This is a genomic window from Buchnera aphidicola (Tuberolachnus salignus), from assembly GCF_900016785.1.
GTDB lineage: Bacteria > Pseudomonadota > Gammaproteobacteria > Enterobacterales > Enterobacteriaceae > Buchnera_F > Buchnera_F aphidicola_M.
The window spans coordinates 207,893-231,359 of record NZ_LN890285.1 but is presented as its reverse complement, the minus strand read 5'-3'; the positions used below and the strand labels follow the sequence as shown (position 1 = coordinate 231,359).

At 20.9% G+C, this 23,467-nt stretch carries 19 protein-coding genes; 9 read left to right on the top strand and 10 right to left on the bottom strand.

All coding sequences use genetic code 11. The features are described from left to right. Positions 1 to 7 precede the first annotated feature (7 nt). The 5 genes from serC (at position 8) to tpiA (ending at position 5,462) form a co-directional block, all read left to right on the top strand. Positions 8 to 1,093 carry a 3-phosphoserine/phosphohydroxythreonine transaminase gene (gene serC / locus BTSPAZIEG_RS01015; protein WP_075472604.1) on the top strand — a complete coding sequence of 362 codons (1,086 nt, stop codon included), beginning with the start codon at positions 8 to 10 and terminating at the stop codon, positions 1,091 to 1,093. Positions 1,094 to 1,145: 52 nt separating this feature from the next. Then, positions 1,146 to 2,438: a 3-phosphoshikimate 1-carboxyvinyltransferase gene (gene aroA, locus BTSPAZIEG_RS01010; protein ID WP_075472601.1), complete on the top strand. Its 1,293-nt coding sequence runs from the start codon at positions 1,146 to 1,148 to the stop codon at positions 2,436 to 2,438. 166 nt (positions 2,439 to 2,604) lie between these two features. Further along, entirely contained in the window at positions 2,605 to 4,281 is a 1,677-nt protein-coding gene (gene rpsA / locus BTSPAZIEG_RS01005) for a 30S ribosomal protein S1 (RefSeq protein ID WP_075472599.1), read from the top strand. A 48-nt stretch (positions 4,282 to 4,329) separates the two neighbouring features. Continuing rightward, complete coding sequence (locus tag BTSPAZIEG_RS01000) at positions 4,330 to 4,626, top strand: integration host factor subunit beta (RefSeq protein WP_075472597.1); 297 nt, start codon at positions 4,330 to 4,332, stop codon at positions 4,624 to 4,626. 71 nt (positions 4,627 to 4,697) lie between these two features. Continuing rightward, positions 4,698 to 5,462: a triose-phosphate isomerase gene (tpiA, locus tag BTSPAZIEG_RS00995; protein WP_075472595.1), complete on the top strand. Its 765-nt coding sequence runs from the start codon at positions 4,698 to 4,700 to the stop codon at positions 5,460 to 5,462. A 141-nt stretch (positions 5,463 to 5,603) separates the two neighbouring features. Here tpiA and pfkA read toward each other — a convergent pair whose 3' ends face one another. The 5 genes from pfkA to BTSPAZIEG_RS00970 form a co-directional block, all read right to left on the bottom strand. Beyond that, entirely contained in the window at positions 5,604 to 6,581 is a 978-nt protein-coding gene (gene pfkA / locus BTSPAZIEG_RS00990; protein WP_075472593.1) for a 6-phosphofructokinase, read from the bottom strand. Between the two features lie 65 nt (positions 6,582 to 6,646). Next, on the bottom strand, positions 6,647 to 7,339 hold the full coding sequence (gene gpmA, locus BTSPAZIEG_RS00985; protein ID WP_075472591.1) for a 2,3-diphosphoglycerate-dependent phosphoglycerate mutase: 693 nt from the start codon (positions 7,337 to 7,339) through the stop codon (positions 6,647 to 6,649). Between the two features lie 131 nt (positions 7,340 to 7,470). Then, entirely contained in the window at positions 7,471 to 8,700 is a 1,230-nt protein-coding gene (gene sucB / locus BTSPAZIEG_RS00980; RefSeq protein ID WP_075472589.1) for a dihydrolipoyllysine-residue succinyltransferase, read from the bottom strand. Next, complete coding sequence (locus tag BTSPAZIEG_RS00975; protein WP_075472587.1) at positions 8,697 to 11,549, bottom strand: 2-oxoglutarate dehydrogenase E1 component; 2,853 nt, start codon at positions 11,547 to 11,549, stop codon at positions 8,697 to 8,699. The genes sucB and BTSPAZIEG_RS00975 overlap by 4 nt, the downstream gene beginning before the upstream one ends. A gap of 41 nt (positions 11,550 to 11,590) precedes the next feature. Beyond that, positions 11,591 to 12,340 carry a Nif3-like dinuclear metal center hexameric protein gene (locus BTSPAZIEG_RS00970; RefSeq protein WP_075472585.1) on the bottom strand — a complete coding sequence of 250 codons (750 nt, stop codon included), beginning with the start codon at positions 12,338 to 12,340 and terminating at the stop codon, positions 11,591 to 11,593. Between the two features lie 196 nt (positions 12,341 to 12,536). On the opposite strand from BTSPAZIEG_RS00970, the gene BTSPAZIEG_RS00965 reads away from it, so the two are divergent. Beyond that, a complete protein-coding gene (locus BTSPAZIEG_RS00965) occupies positions 12,537 to 13,070 on the top strand; it encodes a flavodoxin (protein ID WP_075472583.1) in 534 nt (177 codons plus the stop codon). Positions 13,071 to 13,165: 95 nt separating this feature from the next. Here BTSPAZIEG_RS00965 and gap read toward each other — a convergent pair whose 3' ends face one another. Beyond that, complete coding sequence (gene gap / locus BTSPAZIEG_RS00960) at positions 13,166 to 14,167, bottom strand: type I glyceraldehyde-3-phosphate dehydrogenase (protein ID WP_075472581.1); 1,002 nt, start codon at positions 14,165 to 14,167, stop codon at positions 13,166 to 13,168. Between the two features lie 214 nt (positions 14,168 to 14,381). On the opposite strand from gap, the gene mfd reads away from it, so the two are divergent. Together mfd and BTSPAZIEG_RS00950 are read left to right on the top strand one after the other, a co-directional pair. Then, complete coding sequence (mfd, locus tag BTSPAZIEG_RS00955) at positions 14,382 to 16,412, top strand: transcription-repair coupling factor (RefSeq protein ID WP_075472579.1); 2,031 nt, start codon at positions 14,382 to 14,384, stop codon at positions 16,410 to 16,412. A 92-nt stretch (positions 16,413 to 16,504) separates the two neighbouring features. Continuing rightward, positions 16,505 to 17,497: a beta-propeller fold lactonase family protein gene (locus tag BTSPAZIEG_RS00950; protein ID WP_075472577.1), complete on the top strand. Its 993-nt coding sequence runs from the start codon at positions 16,505 to 16,507 to the stop codon at positions 17,495 to 17,497. A gap of 149 nt (positions 17,498 to 17,646) precedes the next feature. Here the strand turns inward: BTSPAZIEG_RS00950 and glyA are convergent, their stop codons facing one another. The 3 genes from glyA to rlmN form a co-directional block, all read right to left on the bottom strand. After that, on the bottom strand, positions 17,647 to 18,894 hold the full coding sequence (gene glyA, locus BTSPAZIEG_RS00945; RefSeq protein WP_075472575.1) for a serine hydroxymethyltransferase: 1,248 nt from the start codon (positions 18,892 to 18,894) through the stop codon (positions 17,647 to 17,649). Positions 18,895 to 18,972: 78 nt separating this feature from the next. Beyond that, a complete protein-coding gene (gene hisS / locus BTSPAZIEG_RS00940; RefSeq protein ID WP_075472573.1) occupies positions 18,973 to 20,250 on the bottom strand; it encodes a histidine--tRNA ligase in 1,278 nt (425 codons plus the stop codon). Positions 20,251 to 20,336: 86 nt separating this feature from the next. Further along, the gene (gene rlmN, locus BTSPAZIEG_RS00935; RefSeq protein WP_075472571.1) at positions 20,337 to 21,437 is read right to left on the bottom strand and encodes a 23S rRNA (adenine(2503)-C(2))-methyltransferase RlmN; all 1,101 of its coding nucleotides are present in this window, start codon (positions 21,435 to 21,437) and stop codon (positions 20,337 to 20,339) included. Between the two features lie 198 nt (positions 21,438 to 21,635). On the opposite strand from rlmN, the gene BTSPAZIEG_RS00930 reads away from it, so the two are divergent. Then, complete coding sequence (locus BTSPAZIEG_RS00930; protein WP_075472569.1) at positions 21,636 to 22,427, top strand: inositol monophosphatase family protein; 792 nt, start codon at positions 21,636 to 21,638, stop codon at positions 22,425 to 22,427. A gap of 59 nt (positions 22,428 to 22,486) precedes the next feature. Here the strand turns inward: BTSPAZIEG_RS00930 and BTSPAZIEG_RS00925 are convergent, their stop codons facing one another. Further along, positions 22,487 to 23,242 (bottom strand): pseudouridine synthase, encoded by a 756-nt coding sequence (locus BTSPAZIEG_RS00925; RefSeq protein WP_075472567.1) that lies wholly within the window; start codon positions 23,240 to 23,242, stop codon positions 22,487 to 22,489. Positions 23,243 to 23,467 lie beyond the last annotated feature (225 nt).

The window sequence follows — 23,467 nt, the reverse complement described above, 5'->3', positions numbered from 1 at the left end:
ACTTTGCATGAAAATTTATAATTTTAACCCTGGTCCAGCTATGTTTCCTAAAAAAATATTATTAAAAATCCAAAAAAATTTTCATAACTGGAATAAAAGTAATTGTTCTATTTTAGAAATTAGTCATCGTAGTAAAAATTTTTTAGAATATGCAATAAATACAGAAAAAAATTTTAGAGAATTATTAAATATACCATCTGAATATCATGTTTTATTTGCTCAAGGTGGGGCTAGAGGGCAGTTTTCTGCTATTCCCTTAAATTTATTAAAACCTCATGAAACTTCTGATTATATTAATAGTGGTTTTTGGTCTTATGCTGCATTTTTAGAAGCAAAAAAATTTTGTCATCCAAAAAATATTAATATAAAATATATAAATAATTCTAAATTACATACTTTATTACCAATGAATAAATGGAAATTAAATCCTGATAGTCAATATGTACATTATTGTCCAAATGAAACTATTGAAGGAATTTCTATTTTTGAAGAACCAAATTTTTCTCAAAAAATTGTAATTGGTGATTTTTCTTCTGTTATTTTATCGCGTGTAATTAATATAAAAAAATATAGTCTTATTTATGCTAGTGCACAGAAAAATATTGGTCCTGCTGGTTTAACAATTATTATAATAAAAAAAGATTTATTAAAAAATATAACACAAAATGTACCTTCTATCTTAAATTATCAAATTTTATTTAAAACAAATTCTATGTTTAATACACCTCCAATATTTTCTTGGTATGTTGCAGGGTTGACATTTAAATGGTTAAAAAAAAAAGGAGGTATTGCTGCTATTGAAAAAAAAAATATTTTGAAAGCTAAAACATTATATAAATATATTGATTCTACTGAATTTTATAATAATTTAGTAGTTCCAGAAAATAGATCTTTAATGAATATTACTTTTTTTTTAAAAAATCATACTTTAACACCTATTTTTTTAAATAATGCAGAAAAAAATAAATTATATGGGCTGAAAGGTCATAGCGCATATGGGGGTATACGTGCTTCAATATATAATGCGATGTCAATAAAAGGTATTTTTTCTTTAATTAAATTTATGAAGTATTTTGAAAAAAAATTTGGATAATATTTTTAATATATTTAAAATATAATTTTTAAAAAATCGAGAATATAAAATTATGAAAAAAAAATTGTGTATACCGATAACGAATTTTGTCTCGGGAAAAGTATCGTTACCTGGTTCTAAAAGTATTTCTAATCGTGTATTGTTATTATCGGCATTATCTGTTGGAACTACAAAATTAAAAAATCTTTTAAATAGTGACGATACTCAATATATGTTACTTGCTTTAAAAAATTTAGGTATATCGTATACATTAAAAAACCATAATACTGAATGTAAAATTTTGGGATCTTTTAAAAATTTTCAAAATATAAAAAATAAAAAATTATTTTTAGGAAATGCTGGAACGGTAATGAGACCTTTAGTGTCTGTTTTATCATTAGGTAATAATGATCTGATTTTAACTGGTAATTCACGTATGCAAGAACGACCTATTAAACATTTAATAGATGCTTTATGTCAAGGTGGAGCAAATATTGAATATTGTAAAAAAAAAAATTATCCTCCTATACATATTAAAGGTGGATTTAAAGGAGGTAAAATTACTATTAAAGGTACTATTTCTAGTCAATTTTTAAGTTCTTTATTAATTATGGCTCCTTTAGCAAAATTTGAAACAAATATTTTTATTTTAGGCGAATTAGTATCTAAACCATATGTTGATTTGACCATACATTTAATAAAAAAATTTGGAGTAAACATTAAAATTTTAAAAAATTATTTACATTTTCAAATTTCAGGTAATCAAACGTATAAAACACCAAAAAATTATTTTATTGAGGGTGACGCATCTTCTGCAACTTATTTTTTAGCTGCTGCCGCAATTAAAGGTGGAAGTGTTGAAGTTGAAGGATTATCTAAAAATAGTATACAAGGTGATAAAAATTTTTACAAAGTTTTAAAACTTATGGGTGCGATTATTAAATGGAAAAATAATTCTATTATTTGTACACGTGGTTTTTTAAAAGGAATTAAAATTGATTTGAATCATATGCCAGATGCTGCAATGACAGTAGCTATTTTAGGGTTATTTTCAGAAACTGATGTATATATTAAAAATATTTATAATTGGAGAGTAAAAGAAACAGATCGTTTAACAGCAATGAGTACAGAATTAAGAAAAGTAGGTGCAACTGTTATTGAAGGAAAAGATTTTTTACATATTTTTCCTCCAAAAAAATTTATTTCCGCTGTGATTAATACATATAATGATCATCGTATTGCAATGTGTTTCTCTTTAGTATCTTTATCAGGAGTTAAAATTAAAATTTTAAATCCTGAATGTGTTAATAAAACTTTTCCAAAATTTTTTCAAAATTTGTCTATAATTTTTAAAAAAAAGATTTAAAAAAATTAATAAAATTTAAAAATTCATTTTTGAATATGTTAATCTATTATTATTTAAAAATTTTTTCAAAAATTTTTATGAAATGGATGTTCATAATGTAATTTCACGTTCTAAATGTATAAGGAAATAATTTAGATATAAAATAAAAAAATTTAAGATTGAAAATATGACAATTTCTTTTTCTGAATTATTTGAAAAATCTTTAAAAAAAGTTAAAACTCGACCTGGATCTATTATTCCAGGATTAATTATTTCTATTAAAAAAGATATTGTTTTAGTAGATGCAGGTTTAAAATCAGAATGTTCTATTCCAATAGAACAATTTAAAAATTCGAAAGGAAAGATAGAAGTAAAAATTGGTGATATTGTAGATGTTTCATTAGATGCAATTGAAGACGGTTTTGGAGAAACTGCTTTATCTCGTGATAAAGCAAAAAGACATGAAGCATGGTTATGTTTAGAAAAAGCTTATGAAAAAAAATCTATTGTATTGGGAGTTATCAATGGTAAAGTAAAAGGAGGTTTTACAGTTGAATTGAATGATATTCGAGCATTTTTACCTGGTTCTTTAGTTGATATACGTCCAGTTAGAGAAACTAATCATTTAGAAGGAAAAGAGTTAGAATTTAAAGTTATTAAACTAGATCAAAGAAGAAATAATGTTGTAGTTTCTAGACGGGCAGTTATAGAATCTGAAAACAGCGCAGAACGTTTACAATTATTAGAAAATTTAAAGGAAGGTTTAATAGTTAAAGGAATTGTAAAAAATCTTACAGATTATGGTGCTTTTATTGATTTAGGAGGTGCCGATGGATTATTACATATTACTGATATGGCTTGGAAACGTGTTAAACATCCTAGTGAAATTGTAAATATTGGTGACGATATACAAGTTAAAATTTTAAAATTTGATAAAGAAAAAACTCGAGTATCTTTAGGATTAAAACAATTAGGTATTGATCCTTGGATTGATATTTCTAAAAGATATCCGATTGGTTTTAAATTACAAGGAAAAGTAACTAATTTAACTGATTATGGTTGTTTTGTAGAAATTCAAGAAGGGGTAGAAGGATTAGTACATGTATCAGAAATGGATTGGACAAACAAAAATATTCATCCTTCAAAAGTAGTTAAAACCCAAGAAAATGTTCAAGTGACAGTATTAGATATTGATGAAAATAGAAGAAGAATTTCGTTAGGTTTAAAACAATGCAAAACTAATCCTTGGAAAGTTTTTTCAGAAAAATATCAAAAAGGACATCAAGTTTTTGGAAAAATTAAATCTATTACAGATTTTGGTATTTTTATAGGTTTAGAAGGTGGTATTGATGGTTTAGTGCATTTATCTGATATTTCTTGGGGAAAAATTAGTGATACTATTATTAAAAAATATAAAAAAGGAGATGAAATCTCTGCTGTAGTATTGCAAGTAGATTCTGAACGTGAAAGAATTTCGTTAGGTATTAAACAATTAAAAGAAGATCCATTTAATACTTTTTTATTAAAAAATAAAAAAAATACATTAATTGATGGAATTATTTTTAAAATTACAGAAAAAATTTTAATTGTTAATTTAAAAAAAAATTTAGAAGGACATATTAAAATTAATAATTCTTCTTTAGATTCTAATAATGAAAATAAAAATTTGTATAGTATTGGAGATGTTATACAAACAAAATTAATAGGATTTGATCGTAAAAATAGAATTATTCATTTATCTCTTTTATCACCAAATAGTGTAATTAAAAATAAAAAAAATTCTAACATCTCAAATATTAATCCAAAAAAAGACGTATCAAATGTAATGACTGTAGCTTTTGAAGAAGCAAATAATTCAGAATAATATTTAAAATTAAAGAATAAAATTTTTAATAAAAAAAGAAAAAAATACATGACAAAATCAGAATTGTTTGAACGTATTTCAATAAAAAAAAATTATATTGTATATAAAATTATTGAGAATACAGTAAAAAATATTTTAGAATATATGGCAAAATCTTTAGAAACTGGTAATAGAATAGAAATTCGAGGATTTGGAAGTTTTTCATTACATTATCGATTTGCACGTATTGGAAGAAATCCTAAAACAGGAGAAAAAGTAAATTTAAAAGGAAAATATGTACCGCATTTTAAACCAGGAAAACAATTACGTGATCGTATTAATATAACTTATATAAAAAATAATTAATATTTTTATTATATTTTTAAATATTAAAATTTTATTTAATCGTTAAAAACTATATGAGGACATTTAAAAATATGATTAAACCCATAATTATGGGAAATTGGAAATTAAATGGAAGTAAAAAATTTATTCGAAATATCTTGCTACCATTAAATCAATTTTTAATTAAATATTATAATATTTGTACTGTAATTATTGCTCCTCCAATTTTGTATTCTAATTTTATTACACAAACATTAAAAAATATTCAGAATAATTTTTTTTTAGGTGCTCAAAATGTAGATATACATTTTTCAGGTCCGTTTACAGGAGAAATTTCTCCTATTATGTTGAAAGATATTGGAATTTCTTATGTTATTGTTGGTCATTCTGAAAGGCGTTTATACCATCAAGAAACTAATGAAATCATTGCAAAAAAATTTAAAATTTTAAAGGAAGAAAATTTAGTTCCTATTTTATGTATTGGAGAAACTAAAGAAGAAAAAATTTTTAATAAAACAAAAGAAATTTGTAAAAAACAAATTGATGTTATTTTTAATTTATGTGGAGAAAGCGCATTTAATAATACTATTATTGCATATGAACCAATCTGGGCAATTGGCTCTCATAATTCTGGATCACCTAAAGAAGTTCAATCAATTTGTCATTTTATAAGAAATTACATAAAAAGTAAATCGAATCAAATATTAAAAAATTTTTTTATACAATATGGTGGATCTGTTACAAAAAATAATGCCAAAACTTTGATATATCAAAAAGATATTGATGGTTTTTTAATAGGAGGAGCTTCTTTACAAGTAGAAGAATTTATGAAAATTATAGAAATTTCTAATATGTAAAATATGAAAATTAATATATTATAAAATATTTTTTATATAATTTTATATAACTTATAATATTATTTTTCTTCTAAAAAATTTAGAAGAAAAATAATATTTATTAAATATGTATTATTTTTTTTTTATATAAATATATAAACATTAAAAATATGTATAATGATATAAATTTTTTGATTTTAAAGACCATTTTTGTATAAATGACATTTTTTTATGAATAGATAAATTTTTAATTTTTTGATGGACAATATAATTATTTTTTATTCCAATACACACTCCAGATATTCCTTTTAATAAAATATTAATTGAATAATATCCCATACGAGTAGCTAAGATACGATCATATGTTACAGGAGATCCACCACGTTGTACATGACCTAAAATAATAGCTCTTGTTTCTTTATTAGTTTTTTTTTGTATATAATTTGATAATGTATGAATATCATAAATATGTTCAGTCATCAGAATGATAAAATTTTTTTGACCTTTTTTTAAATTTTTTAAAATTTCTTGTACTAATATTTTTTTTTTAAATAAAACAGTAGGTAAAATTACAAAATCACAATTACATGCAAAAAAAGCAGATAAAGCTAAATCGCCACAATAACGCCCCATTATTTCTATAATAATAATTCTTTGATGTGATAAAGAAGTATCTTTTAATTTATCAATTGATTTTACAACTGTATTTAAAGCAGTTTGAAATCCAATTGTGTATTCAGTTCCAAGAACGTCGTTATCTATTGTTCCAGGGATTCCAACACATGGAAAACCCATTTCCGTTAAATATTGTGCTCCTTTATAAGACCCATTGCCTCCGATAACAATTAAAGCATTAATATTTTTTTGATGAAGATTTTTGATAGCTTGTTTTTGAATATTTTTTTGTTTAAATTCAGGAAATCGTGAAGATCCTAAAATTGTTCCTCCATAATTCATAATATTTTTTACTTTGTTATCATTTAGTAATTTAAATTTTTTTTGTATTACTCCAGTATATCCATTACAGATTCCGATAACATTAATATTTTTTTTTAATGCAGCCTGAACAACAGCTTTAATTGCTGCGTTCATTCCTGGAGAATCTCCTCCACTAGTTAAAATACCAATTTTTTTTATCATAATAAAAAAGTTTTTCCATAATTTAACTAAAATAATATTTTGTTTTAAAAATTTTTTTTAAAAAATTAAAGGTAATAATATTTTTCAGGAATAAATTTATTTGAAAATTCATATATAATAGGTTTTCCAGTGGGAATATTCAAATTGATTACTTGTTCACTAGTCATATTACTTAAATATTTTATTAGAGCTCTTAAAGAATTTCCATGAGCTATAATTAAAATTTTTTTATTTTTTTTAAAATTTGGAAAAATATTATTTTTCCAACATTTTATTACACGTTGTAAAGTTATTTCTAAACTTTCCGAACTCGGTAATTCTTCAGGTTTTAAAAAATTATATTTTCTATCATAATGAGGATGCCTTAAATCTGTTTTTTTTAAAAAAGGAGGTAAAATAGTAAAACTTCGACGCCATAATTGTACTTTTTCGATTCCATATTTTTTAATAGTTTCAGTTTTGTTTAAACCTTCTAAAGAACCGTAATGTCTCTCATTTAATTGCCATTTTTTTTTAATAGGAATCCAAGAGTGATTAATAAATTTTAAAATAATCCATAATGTATGTATTGCTCTTTTTAATACAGAAGTGTATGCAATATCAAAAAAAAATTTTTTTTGAAAAATTTTTTTTGCAGCTAAATATGCTTCTTCTTCACCATATTTTGATAATTTAATATCTTGCCAACCAGTAAATTGATTTAATTTATTCCATTTGCTTTCCCCATGTCTCATTAAGACAATTTTTAGCTTGCTCATAAAAATCCTATTAATTAATTTTAAAAAATGTAAAAAATTTTGAGATTAAAATAAATCAATAAATTATTTTATTTATTGATATAACAAATTTTTAAAATTTTCTTTAAAAATTTCTTTAAAAAAATTTTAATTTATAACATAATTTTAGAAAAATCTTGTAAAATTTCAACAATGTATTTTAAAAATTTTATAGATTGTTGTCCATCAATAATTTGATGGTCATATGTTAAAGACAAATACATCATAGGTTGAATTTTTATTTTATCTTGTATTGCAATTGGTCTTTTTTGTATGTTATTCATTCCTAAAATAGCTACTTGAGGTGGATTAATAATAGGAGTAGAAAATAAAGAACCAAAAATACCTCCATTAGTAATTGTAAAAGTACCATCTTGTAAATCTTCAAATTGCAATTTTCCACTTTCTCCTATTTTAGAAAAATATTTAATTTTTTTTTCAATATCAGACATTGTCATATTTTGAGCATTTTTTAAAACAGGTGTCAAAAGTCCTCTAGACGTTGAGACTGCAATACTAATATTATAAAATTTATGATATATAATTGTATCTTTTTCTTTCGAAGAATTTAAAATAGGAAATTTTTTTAATGCTTCTATAACTGCTTTTACAAAAAAAGACATATATCCTAAGCGTATGTTATATTTTTCTTGAAAAAAATCGCAATATTTATTTTTAATTTTAATAATTGAAGACATATTTACTTCGTTAAAAGTTGTCAACATAACTGAATTTTTTTGCGTTAATGATAATCTTTCTGCGATTTTTTTCCGAATTGGACTCATAGGAATTTTTTGAATATTATCGTTATGTGATTTTATAGACAAATTTAATTGATATGAATTATTTTCATTTTTTTTAAAATCTAAATTTTTTGAAAAATGATTGATATTTGAAATATTTTTAGTATTTTTTGATATTTCTTTTAAATTTAAATTTCTATTTTTATTATTATGTAGTTCATGAAATCTTTGTAAACGCCGATTTGATGGTGATAAATGTGTAATATTATGTAATTTTAACTTCTTACTTTGTTTCAAATTTTTTTGAATAGATTTAATAATAACAGGTTTATTTTTTTCTTTTAAAATAATTTGATTATTTGAATTTTGTATAATTCCTAAAATATCTTTAGATTTTACTAATTCTCCTTCTAAAAAAATTTTTTTGTGTAAAATTCCTGCAATAGGTGCAGAAATTTCTAAAATAATTTTGTCTGTTTCGATTTCAACTAATATTTCGTCTAATTTAACAAACTCACCACATTTTTTTTTCCATTTTAAAAGTATCGCAGTACTTATTGATTCCGGTAAATCTGGGACAAGTAATTTTATATCTTTCATAAATATTTTTGTTCCTTTTTAAAATGAGTAGTAAAAGCATCTTGAACAATTTTTTTTTGTTCTAATTTATGAACATCAAAACTACCTTCTGCAGTAGAAGCAAATTTTTCACGTCCCACATAGTATAAAACAATATTTTTAAAAGAATTTTTTAAATATTTATTATAATAATAAAAAAAATATACCCAACAACCTTGATTTTCAGGTTCTTCTTGACACCAAATACATTCTTGTACGTATAAATATTTTTTTAAAACTTTTTTTATATCTTTTTTAGGGAACGGATATAATTGCTCTAAACGTACTAATAAAATATTTTTAATATGCAATGTATTATATTTTTTTTCTAATTCATAATAAATTTTTCCTGAACAAAAAATAATTCGTGTAATTAAAACAGATTTTGATAAATTATCTTGAAATAAAATTTTACAAAATTTTTTATTTAAAAAATCATCTAAAGTAGAAAAAGTATTAGGATTTCTTAATAAAGATTTCGGAGTAAAAATAATTAAAGGAGTTTTATAAGTACTCAAACCATGTAAACATAATATATGATACATTTGAGTAACTGTACTTGGCATACAAATTTTTAAATTTTTTTGTGCACATAATTGTAAAAAACGTTCTATACGTGCAGAAGAATGTTCTGGTCCTTGACCATCATATCCATGTGGTAATAACATCACTAAAGAAGAAATATTTTTCCATTTTTGGTAACCAGAAGAAATAAATTGATCTATAACAATTTGCGCTCCATTAGAAAAATCACCAAATTGAGCTTCCCAAATAGTTAAAAAATTATAAGGTTGTATAGAATAACCATATTCAAATGCTAAAATAGCTTCTTCTGATAGTACAGAATCCCAAATTTCAAAAAAAACAGGAGATTTAGCAATATTTTTTAAAGGAATCCATTTTTTATGTGTTTTTTGACAATGTATTAAAGAATGACGATGAGAAAATGTTCCCCTACTTACATCTTCTCCTGTTAAACGACAAGAAATACCTAATTTTAATAATGTAGCATATGCTAAATTTTCTCCAGCTCCCCAATCAAATTTAATTTTATCTTTTGACATTAACATTCTATTTAAAAAAATTTTTTTAACTTGAGGATGTAATATAAAATCTTCAGGAATTTCTGATGTTTGAAATGCTATTTTTTTTAATTGTTTTTTAGATAATTTATAAGAAATTTTTGAAATATCTTTTAAAGAAAAATTATAAAAAATTTTTGAAGAAATTTTTGGTGTAATAGGAAATATATTTTGAACAGTTTTAAAATATGCTTTATTTAAACAATTTTGTAATTTTTCTTGATAAGATATAGAAAATTTTTTATATAATTTTTCATATTTAAAATCTTCTAAAATTAATTTTTTTTTCCATTTTTGAGTTATAGTTTTTAAAGTATTAATTTTAGTATACATAAATGGTTGTGTTACAAAAGGATCTTCTATTTCATGATGCCCTAAACGACGGTAACAAACTAAATCAATAAATACATCTTTTTTAAATAACATTCTAAATTTTAATGCTAATTCAATAATAAACATTACTGATTCTGGATCATCTGCATTTACATGAAAGATAGGAGAATCAATCATTTTAGCAATATCTGTACAATATTTACTTGTACGCAATAAATTAGGTTCAGAAGTAGTAAATCCAATTTGATTATTAATAATTATATGAATACTTCCAGATACAGAATAACCAGGTACTTGCGAAATATTTAAAGTTTCTTGAATAACTCCTTGTCCAATAAAAGCAGCATCTCCATGAATAATAATAGGTAAAACTAAATTTTTTTTTTTTTCAAAATTTAAATTATTAATAGTAGCGCGACAGCTTCCTAAAACTACAGGTGTGATAATTTCTAAATGAGAAGGATTTGCTAATAAAATGCATTCAAGATTTTGATTATCATAAATAAAATTTTTAATAAAACCTAAATGATATTTTACATCACCAGTAATTTTATTATTTTTAGTAGTACCTAAAAATTTTTTAAAAATTTTTGTTAAATTTTCTTTAAAAATATTATGCATGACGTTTAAACGTCCGCGATGAGCCATTCCTAAAAATATTTTCTTAATTTTATATTTAAAAGATTTTTTAATAATTTTTTTTAAGATAGGAATTAAAATTTCGCAACCTTCTAAAGAAAATCTTTTACTACCAGGAAATTTTTGATGTAAAAATTTTTCAAACATTTCTGAATGAATCAAATATTTTAATATTTTTTTTTTTTGTGTATTTGGTAAATTTGAATTTAAAAATTTTTTTTCAATATTATCTCGTAACCATTTTTTTTCTTCTTTTTTTTGTAAATGTAAAAATTCATATCCAATGTTAGAACAATATATTTTTTTTAAAAAAATATAAATATTTTCAAAAGTATCTTTATTTTTTTTAAAATGTAAAAAATCATCAGGAATCAACAATTTTAAATCATAAGTTTTTAAATTATAATATGATAAATCTAATTGAGGAATATGAATATTTTTTTTTAAATTTAAAGGATCTAATGTAGAAATATAATGTCCATGTTTTTGTATATTTTTAAAAAATTTAAAAAATTTTTTTGTAATAATATAAAACTTTTTTTTTGAGAAATATAAAATATTTTTATGTTTTTTTTTAATTTTTGGGGTAGAAATAAAATTTTCTATTTTTTTTGAAGCTACTGAACCTACTAATTTAAATATTTTTTTTTGAAAATTTTCATCTACAGATTTATTAAATTTTTGAAAATTTATTGATGATAAATCATATAATTCTTCTAAAAAATTTTGATTATCACTATATAACCAATTTTCTTCTAAAACATTTTTTTTTTTCATAAAAAACCTAATGATTTTTTTAATATTATAATTTTTATTTTTTAAATTGGATTAAAAATATTAACAAATTCAAGATCAAATTTTGTATTTTTTTTTTTTAACCATTTTGTTAAAGTTTTAATTCCTGCTATTTCAGTAGCATGATGTCCTAAAGAAAAAAAATGGATTTTATTTTCAAAAGAAACATGAATGTTTTCTTCTGATATTTCTCCAGTAAAAAAAGCATCAATATTTTTTTTTGTAGAATTTATTAAAAACTTTTGTCCTTTACCTGTACACCATGCTACACGTTTAATAAGATTTGGTGCTGTTTCTCCATAATGAAATGGTGTACGATGAAAAATTTTTTTAATTTTTTCGATTAAAATAGAATAAGGAATAGGATTTTCAAATTCTCCCCATAATACTTCAGGTAAAATATTACCTTTAATTTTAATGTTTAAATTTGATGCAAATAAAACATTATTTCCAATTTTTTTATGAATATCTAATGGTAAATGCCAACTATATAAATTAATATTATGTTTTAAAATATTTTTTATTCGTTTTCTTTTTATTCCTAAAATAACTTTTTCTTCATTATTCCAAAAAAAACCATGATGTACAATAATAGCATCAGCTTTTTTAGCAATAGCAATATTTAATAATTTTTGACAAATTGAAACTCCAGTAATAATTTTAATAACTTCACTTTTACCTTCAATTTGTAATCCATTAGGTACAATATCTAAAATTTTTTTTTTTCCTATTAATTTTTTATTAATTAATTTTTCTAAAATAAAATTGTTCATTTGATATCCTTTAAAAATTATTTAAAATTTATATTCTAAAAAAGAATTATAAATATTTTATTATAACAAAAAGTTATACAAAAAAATATTTTTTATTATTTATAATATTATTTTTTTATTAAAAAATAACTAATATATTTTTTCAAAAAAATCATGTATTATATTTAAAAATATATTAAAGAAAGTAAATTTAAATATGAATAAAATTGGTATTTTTTATGGTAGTGATACTGGAAATACAGAAAAATCTGCTTATTTAATTTGTGAAAAATTAAAAATAAAAAAAAATTGTGTGTTTGACATTTCTCAAAATTCTGTAAAAAAAATTAGAAATTATGATATTTTATTTTTTGGTGTTTCGACTTGGTATTATGGGGAATTACAAACTGATTGGGAAGAATGGTTATTACTTTTAAAAAAAATATCTTTTAAAAACAAAATTATTGCATTATTTGGATGTGGAGATCAAGAAGATTATAGCGAATATTTTTGTGATAGTCTTGGAATCTTATATAATTTTTTTTCTAAAAAAAAAGTTAATTTTGTAGGCAAATGGCCTATTAAAAAATATCATTTTGAAGCTTCAAAAGCTTTGTTACATAATTCATATTTTTGTGGCTTACCATTAGATTTTGATCGTCAACCTGAATTAACAAAAATTAGAATTTCTTTATGGGTTTCACAAGTTTTAACGGAAATTCAAAAATTAAAAATATTATTTCAAAAATAACAAAAAATATAATTATTTTTATAATGACAGTATAAAATATTAATTGTACTGTCATTATAATTAAACATAAAAATTTGTTATTAAAATATTAATTTTTATTCAAAAGTCATAATCCATTTTGTTAAATCTAACACTTTACTTGAATATCCCATTTCATTATCATACCAAGATATTAATTTAAAAAAATTTTTATTTAAAGAAAGTCCAGCTTTTGAATCAAAAATAGAAGTTAAAATTGATCCATTAAAATCACTCGATACTACTTCTTCTTCAGTATATCCAATGACATCTTTCATATAAGTTTCAGATGCCTCTTTAATAACTTCACAAATATTTTGATATGTAATGTTTTTTAATAAACGTACAGTAAAATCAACTACAGAAACATTTAAAACAGGAACACGAAAAGCTATTCCAGTAATTTTATTATTTAAGATTGGTAAAATTTTTCCTACTGCTTGCGCAGCTCCAGTAGAAGCAGGAATAATATTTTGTAAAACACTTCTTCCACCTCTCCAATCTCGTATGCTTACACTATCTACAGTTTTTTGTGTTGCAGTAGTAGCATGTACAGTTGTCATTAAACCTTCAATAATTTCAAATTCATCATTTAAAATTTTGCTTAAAGGAGCTAGACAATTAGTAGTACATGAAGCATTAGAAACAATTTTTTCTCCATTATATTCATTAAAATTCACTCCTCGTACAAACATAGGAATATTATCTTTAGGAGGTCCTGTTAAAATTACTTTTTTAGCTCCAGCTAAAATATGTTGAGAAGCTAATTCTTTCGTTAAAAAAATTCCTGTAGATTCAATAACAACATCAATATTTAATTTTTTCCATGGCAAATTTTGAGGATTATTTTCTGAAAATATTTGAATTTTTTGATTTTTAATTAATAAATAATTTTCGAATGTTTTTATTTTATCTTTAAATAAACCATGCGTAGAATCATATTTAATTAGATATTTTATATATGATATATTAATAATATCATTAATCGCAATAATTTTAATATTAGAACATTTTAAAGCAAGTCTTAAAATCATACGCCCAATTCTTCCAAATCCATTAATAGCGATTTTAATTTCCATTTAGATACCTTATTATTTTTTTATTAATATGACAATATGTAAAATAATATTTTTTTTTAAAAAAATATTATATAATTTATAAAATTTTATATGTATATATTAAAAATATTTTTTTTAAATTTTTTAAAAAATAAATAATTAATTTTATCACAAAAAAAATAAATTATTTTAAAAATTTTTAAAAAAAAATATTTTCATTTAATAGTTAAAAAAAATGGAAACTAATATTAAAATATTTCAAAAAAATCAAACTATTATTCATTATAAATATGGTATAGGACGTTATAAAGGAATGTGTTTAATAAAAAATAATAATAAAGAAATGGAATTTTTAATTATTATGTATGCTAATCAAACTAAATTATATGTTCCTATTACTTCGTTATCTTTAATTAGTATTTATCCCGAATTTTCTGGTACTGTTACTTCATTAAATACTTTAGGTCAAGAAATTTGGAATAAAGAAAAAAAAAAATTTACTAAAAAAATATATGATATAGCTTTACAATTAATTAACACATATGCAAAAAGAAAAGTACAACTAGGATTTTCATTTAAAAAAAATAAAATTCAATATAAAAAATTTTGTAAATATTTTCCATACAAAGAAACTAAAGATCAAAAAAAAGTTATTCAAGAAGTATTAAAAGATATGTCTAAAAAAGAAGCAATGGATCGATTAATTTGTGGAGATGTTGGATTCGGAAAAACTGAAATCGCTATGAGAGCATCTTTTATTGCAATAAATAATAAAAAACAAGTTGCTATTTTAGTTCCAACTACTTTATTAGCTCAACAGCATTTTAAAAATTTTAAAAAAAGATTTAACACATATTCAACAAAAATTAAAATTTTAACTCGTTTTACAAAAAAAAAAGAAATAAAAAAAATATTAGAACAATTACAAACTAAAAAAATTGATATTTTAATTGGAACCCATAAAATATTATCTCATAATATTATTTGGAAAAATTTAGGTTTATTAGTAGTAGATGAAGAACATCGCTTTGGAGTATCTCATAAAGAAATGATTAAAAAATTGTATGTTAATATTGATATTTTAACTTTAACAGCAACTCCAATTCCACGTACTTTATCATTAACAACTTTAGGTTTGCGCAATGTATCAATTATTGCAAAACCGCCTAAAAAAAGAATTCCAATTAAAACTTTTATAAAAAAATATGATGTTTTAACAATTCGAAAAATTATTTTAAAAGCTATTAAAAAAAAAGGACAAATTTATTATTTATATAACAAAGTTAAAGATATTGAAAACAAAACGATAAAATTAAAAAAATTAATACCAGAAGCTAAAATTTGTATTGGACATGGGCAGATGTCAGGTCAGAAATTAAAAACAGTTATGAAAGATTTTATTTTATATAAATTTGATGTTTTAGTTTGCACTACAATTATAGATACTGGAATTGATATTTCAAATGTAAATACTATTATTATTGAAAATGCAGATAAATTCGGAATTTCTCAATTACACCAATTGCGTGGACGTGTAGGTCGTACATCTCATCAAGCATATGCATGGTTTTTTGTAAATTCATATAAAAAATTAACAAAAAATTCTAAAAAAAGGTTAAATGCTTTAATTGAATCTCAATTTTTAGGTTCAGGATTTAAATTATCTATAAAAGATTCTGAAATTAGAGGTACAGGAGAAATTTTAGGTACTAGTCAAAGTGGACATATTGAAAAATTTGGAATTAATTTATATAAAAAATTATTACAAAATGCAATTGAAAATTTAAAAAAAAATGATTTATTTCACAATTTTTCTCTCGAAACAATTGATTTAGATTTAAATATTTCTGCTCTTTTTCCAAAAAATTATATTCAAAATATTCATATACGATTATTTTATTATCAAAAGATTTCAGAAATCAAAAATTTAAAAGAATTAAAAAAATTAAAAAAAAATATTTGTAATATATATGGTATTTTACCAATTTTTGCGAATAATTTATTTGTTTTAGAAAAAATTCGAATTATTGGGTCAAATTTAAATATTAAAAAAATTTATTCTCGCTCGAAACTTGGTTATATAACTTTTTTTCAAAATCCAAAAATTAATTTTTCTTGGCTCTCAAAAGAAATTTTAAAAAATCCTTTAAAATGGAAAATAACACCTGAAAAAATTTATTTTTATAGACAATTTGAAAATGATGAAAAAAGAATTTTCTGGTATTATAAATGGTTAAAAAAAGTATATTTATTAAGAAAAATATAAAATAATTGATAAAAAATTTTTTTATTAAAAATATTTTTTAATTTTATTTACATTATAATTATACTATTTAAATAAATTAATATGAGAAAAAAATGATAAAACATATTTTTATTGCAAGTTCACAAAAAAAATGTATTGAATATTGGCAATTATCAAAATTAAATATTTTAAATCGTGTGCAAAAAATTTACACTTATGGAAACGTACAACCTTTATTATATGAAAAAACTAAAAAATTATTATATGCAGGAATACGACATCAACATTATATAATAATTTATAAATTAATACAAAATAAATATTTAAAAAAAATACAAAAATTTAAAATTTCTTGCTCTTTAAATCATTTTCATATTAATAAAGAAAAAACAATTTTATTTGGTGCATCATATCATTATAATAAATTAAATATTTATTCTTTAAATCATGATGGTTTAATTCAAAAAAAAATTAATAAAATTTCTAACATTCTAGGATGTCATTCAAGTTGTTTAAACATAAATAATAATATTTTATTTTTAGCATCTTTAAAAAAAGATTTGATATATACTTATCAAATATATTTTAAAAATACATATTATTATATGCATAAAAAACATTCTTTTTTATTACTTAAAAAAAAAAGTGGACCTCGTCATATTATTAGTCATCCTTCCCAAAACTATATATATAGTTTAAATGAACTTAATGGTACAATCGATATATGGAAAATTATTAATATATCATTAAAAATTTTTAAAATTCAATCAATTTCTTTAATTCCATTTTATGAAAAAAAAAAATTTTGGTCTTCTGAAATTTTAATTCATCCTACTGGAAAATTTTTATATGCTTCAGATCGTATTAAAAATATGATTTTTGTATTTAAAATTAATAATTGTAATTTCACTTTAAAATTTTTAAAATATTATATTACTGATACACAACCTAGATCTTTTCATATTGATGATACTGGAAAATATTTAATTTCTGTTGGACAAAAATCAAATACTTTAACAATTTATGATATCAAAATTAATGGTTTATTAACTCCAATAATACACAAAAATATTGTACAAGATCCTATTTGGGTTTTAATTTATTAAATATAGTACATTTAAAAAAATTTTTATATTTTTTAAAATTTTTTTTGAAATAAATCAATGTATTGTCATTGTCGATGATAAAAAAATTTTAAAAATTTGACAATACATTGGAAAAAATATTTAAAAAAATGTAATATATATTAAAAAATTTATTTATAAAGAGGATATTTTTTACATAAAAAAATAACTTTTTTTTGAATTTTTTTATGTAAAGAAATATTTTGAGAATTATTTAAAATATCACAAATCCATTGAGAAATTTTCGCTACATCAGCTTTTGAAAAATTTCTTTTTGAAATAGAAGCAGTACCTATACGTATTCCTGATGTAACAAAGGGATTATGAATATCATTAGGTATTGTATTTTTATTAACTATAATATTTGAATCTTCTAAAAGATTACTAGCTTGTTGTCCAGTAATATTTTGATTTTTTAAATTTAAAAGAAATAAATGATTCTCTGTTTTTTGAAAAATTATTAAAAAATTATTTTTTTTAAAAATTTTGATCATATTCGCAGCATTTTGTATAATTTTTTTTTGAATTTTTAAAAAATTTTTAGTCATTGCTTCTTTAAATGCAATTGCTTTAGCTGCAATAACATGCATTAATGGACCTCCTTGTATACCAGGAAAAACGGCAGAATCTAATTTTTTATATAATTCAAATGATCCTTTTTTTACTAAAATAAGACCACCACGAGGACCACCTAAAGTTTTATGAGTTGTTGTACTAACTATATGAGCATATTTTAAAGGATTGGGATATTCTCCTGCTAATATTAAACCTGCAACATGTGAAATATCTACAATAAAATAAGCATTTATAGAATCTGCTATTTTTCTCATTTTTTTCCAATTGCATGTTCGTGAATATGAAGAAAAACCTCCAATAATAATTTTTGGTTTATATAATTGAGCTAATTTTTTTAAATTCAAATAATCAATTTCTCCATTTATATCAGTACCGTATGAAATAGAACGATAAATTTTCCCAGAAAAATTTACTTTTGAACCATGTGTTAAATGTCCTCCATGAGTTAATTCCATTCCTAAAATAATATCACCTGGTTTTAAAAGAGCTAAAAAAATAGCTGCATTAGCTTGAGAACCAGAATGAGGTTGTACATTTGCATACTCTACTTGAAATAATTTTTTTGCTCTTTTTATAGCTAAAAGTTCTATTTTATCAATAATGCGACATCCATTATAAAATCTCTTTTTAGAATATCCTTCAGCGTATTTATTTGTTAAACAAGAACCTTGTGCATACATAACTTGCATGCTAGCATAATTTTCTGATGCAATTAAATTAATAGTATTTTCTTGTCTTTTTTGTTCTTTTAAAATTAAATCATTTATTTTTTGATCAAAACATAAATTCTTTATATGTTTCATAAAAACTCTCTAAAATTTTTTTAAAAAAAATATTAAAAAAAATAATAATAAAAGAATATTATTTTTTTTAAAAAATATTTATATAAATATACATGGTTTTTTAAAAATACGATTAAAATTAATAATAGATTTTGTTTGAGTAAATAAATTATTAAAAACAATTTTATTTTTAAATAATTCATTTTCTTTTAAAATCAACAAAAATTTTGTATGATTTAATAAAGAATTTTTAATATCTTGAGAAAAATTATAATTAATAAAATTAGTTTTAATATATAAATTAGGCCATTGATGACGTAATTTTTCAGCTATTTTTAATACAAAAAAATTATACAATTCATTTTTACATAATATATTAATACGAATTTTAGAAAATAAAAAAAATTTTTTCAAATTGTCTAATTTATATAATAATAATAATCTTTCCATTCCAATAGCACAACCTATAGCTGGAATTTTAGGACCTCCTAAATTTTCAACAAGTGTATCATAACGTCCCCCAGCACAAACAGTATTTTGAGAACCTAATAAATTAGTTTTCCATTCAAATACAGTATCATTATAATAATCTAGTCCTCGGACTAATTGATAATTTATTTTATATGAAATTTTATTATGTTTTAAAAAAAAACATAAATTTTTAAATCGATCTCGAGATTTTTTATTTAAATAATCTATTAAACAAGGGCCTTTAGAAATTAAATTTTGTATTTTTAAGCATTTATTGTCTAAAAGTCTTATTGGGTTTTCATATAACAATTTCTTCGTAATAGGATTAAATTGAGATTCATAACGTTGTAAATATGTTTTTAAATCCAAACAATATTTTTTTCTAGAATTAACAGTCCCTATTGAGTTAATCTCTAATTTTAATAAATGTAAAATGTTTAATGATTTCCAAATATAAATAGTTAATTTTAACAATTCAAAATCAGTAATAATATTAAAAGAACCAAAATTTTCTATTCCAAATTGAGAAAATTGACGAAAACGACCTTTTTGAGGTCTTTCATAACGAAACATGGGACCTAAATACCATAATTTTTGTATTTTATTTATTTGAAAAATATTATTTTGTATACAAGCCCGAATACAACTAGTAGTTCCTTCAGGACGCAAAGAAATGCTGTTTTTTTTTTTATCTAAAAAACTATACATTTCTTTTTGAATTATATCTGTATAATTTCCAATAATTTTATTAAAAATATCAGTTTTTTCTAATATTGGAAAGCGAATTTCAGAAAAAAAATATGATTTTAAAATTTTTTTAATTTTTTCTTCTAAAAAATTTAAATATTCTGTTTCTTCAGGCATATAATCATGCATTCCGCGAATAGATTGATATTGGTAGTTCATAAAAATTCCTATTATATTAAAAATATTTTTTTAAATTTAAAATTTTTTTTTTTAAAAAAAAAGAATCTAATGTTGATCAATAACAATTAATTTAAAATATTTTTTAAATTATTTTTTCCTACAAGTTGTCCGCAAGAGGCATTAATATCAGATCCTCGATTTTTTCGAATCGTAGTAATAAATCCTTTTTTAATTAAAATTTTCGAAAAATTAATAATATTTTCCATAGGACTAGAAGCATAACTTGAAAAAGGAAAAATATTCCAAGGAATTAAATTAATTTTACATGAAATATTATGTAATAATTTTGATAATTCTAATGCATGTTCTTTTTGATCATTGATATCTTTTAACATAACATATTCTATTGTTACTCGATTTCGATTAGCTTTTGAATATTCTAAATATTTTTTTATGACATTTAATAAATTTCGAATATTATATTTTTTATTAATCGGCATTAAAAAATTACGTATTTTATCATTTGGAGCATGTAAAGAAATAGCTAATGAAATATCAATTTTTTTTATCATATTTTTTAATGCAGGAATAATTCCCGAAGTAGACAAAGTAATTTTATGTTTTGAAAAATTTCCACCATATTTATGTGTTAAAATCTTTAATACTGTTTTAATATTTTTAAAATTTAATAAAGGTTCTCCCATTCCCATGAATACTATATTTGTAATTTTTTTTTTAAAAAATTCTTTTTCAAAATAATTTTTTTTCATTATATACCAAACTTGTACTATAATTTCTTCTACAAATAAATTTCTTGTAAATCCTAATGTACCTGTTGCACAAAAAGTACATTTTAAAGGACATCCAATTTGTGACGAAATACATAAAGTTACTCTTTTTTTATCAGGTATATATAATGTTTCTACAATTTTTTTATTAAATAAGAATCCTAATTTTATTGTGCCATCTTTTGACAATTCTTGAAATTTTATAATTGGAGATTTAATTACAGCATATTTTTTTAATTTTTCTTTACAGGAAAAATTTAAATTAATCATATCATCAAAATTTTTACAAAATTTTTTATAAATCCAATGCATGATTTGCTGAGCTCTAAATTTTTTTTCTCCTAAAAATAAACAAAAATTTTGCATTTTTTTAAAATTTAAACTTAACAAATTAATTTTTTTATTTTTTTGTAATTTGAATAAACTTTTTTTATCCATTAAAACCTCTAGAAAAATATTAAATAAAATTTTAAAATATTATAAAAATTTTTAATTCCTGTTAAAATGTAATAAATTTTAATAAATTTATATTTTTTTATTTATTTATTAATAACAACAAAATAATATTTTAATATTATATATATTATTTTTTAAAGATAATATAAAATATAAATTTATTATAAAAAGAGTGTATATATGTATCCGAGATTAAATATAGCTATTCGAGCAATTCGTAAAGGTGGTAATTTTTTAGCACAAAATTATGATAAAAAATATATATTCGATCAAAATTCTAAAAAAAACATTAAATATCTTAAAAATATTCAAAATATTACTTTTAATATTATTTCTGAAATTATCTTAAAATTTTATCCAACAGATACTATTATTCAAGAAAAAATATATCATTCTTTAAAAACAGATCAAAAAATGAAATGGATTATCTATCCATTAGATGGGAAAACAAATTTTTTACATAAAATTCCTCATTTTTGTGTATCTATTTTAATTATTAAAAATAATATTAAATTAATATCGGTTATTTATGATCCCATTAAAAATGATTTATTTACAGCTATTAAGGGTAAAGGAGCTCAACTAAACGGATATCGTATGAGATGTAGTACGCAATCTTTGATATATAATAGTATAATTACAATATATGTTTTAAAATTTTTAAAAATAAAAAAATATTTATTTTTTTTATCTCCATTATTACAAGAAAATATGAATATTAGATGTTCAGGAAGTTTAATTTTAGATTTGGCATATTTGTCATCTGGAAAAATTGATTTTTTTATTGGAATTAATTTAAAAAAAAATAATTTTTTAGTTGGTGAATTACAAATTCAAGAATCAGGAGCATTAATTAGTGATTTTTTTGGAAATCCGAATTATAATATTAAAAATAATATATTTTCTAGTAATGAAAAACTTTTACGTTTTATGTTACAAAAAAACTTTTTAGAATCAAAAGAAAAAAAATAATAAAAAATAAAAGCATATTTTACCTTTTTTGTACAATATGCCTTTTTTAAGATTTTTTTTTAAAAAAAATGTATTAAATTACATAATTTTTTTATTTCAGTTTTTTTACAAAATTTAAAATTTTTTTGTGACAAATCAGAAGATAATGTTATATTTCCATAACGAATTCTTTTTAAAATACAAACTTTTATATGAACATAATTCCATAAACGTCTAATTTCATGATTATGTCCTTTCAACAAAATTATTTTAAACCATCTTTTATTCTTTGATTGTCCTAAATCTATAACAGTTTTAAAAAAACAAAAAACATTCTTTAAAAAAATACCTTTTTTTAAAATATCAATTTTTTTTTGTAAAATTTTTCCTTTAACGCAAACTAAATATTCACGTTCTATTGCATATTTAGGATGCATTAGCCGATATGCAATTTCTCCAAAATTTGTAAATAATAATAATCCTGAAGTATTAATATCTAAACGTCCAATCATAATCCATCGTTCAAATTGTTTAAAAGGCAAATTTCGAAAAACAATAAAACGTTTATATGGATCTTTAAATGTACAAATTTCTCCAATTGGTTTATGATATTTTAAAATTTTTATATTTTTTGAAAATATTCTATTCTGATTTTTAAATAATATATTTTTTCCTTTAATAACAATTTTTTGAATATCGGAAATATTATATCTTGCACCAATTTCAACTTGTATATTATTAATATATATAAATCCTAAATGAATTTGAGATTCAATATATCGTCGTGACCCACATCCTAAAATAGAAAGAATTTTTTGGATTTTTGTATTATTCAAAATAATAAAACCTTTAAAGTTTTTTTTTAAAAAAAAAATAATTTTTTATTCTAAATTATATATTTTTTTTATAAGAAAATAAATAAACAGAGAAAAATTTTTCATGTTAAATTAATATTAATTTTTAATAAATTACATTTTTTTAATAAAAATTATTATAATAAACATTTTAATAATAATATTTTATTTTAAATTATGAAAAGTTTTTAATTTTAAAAATTAAAA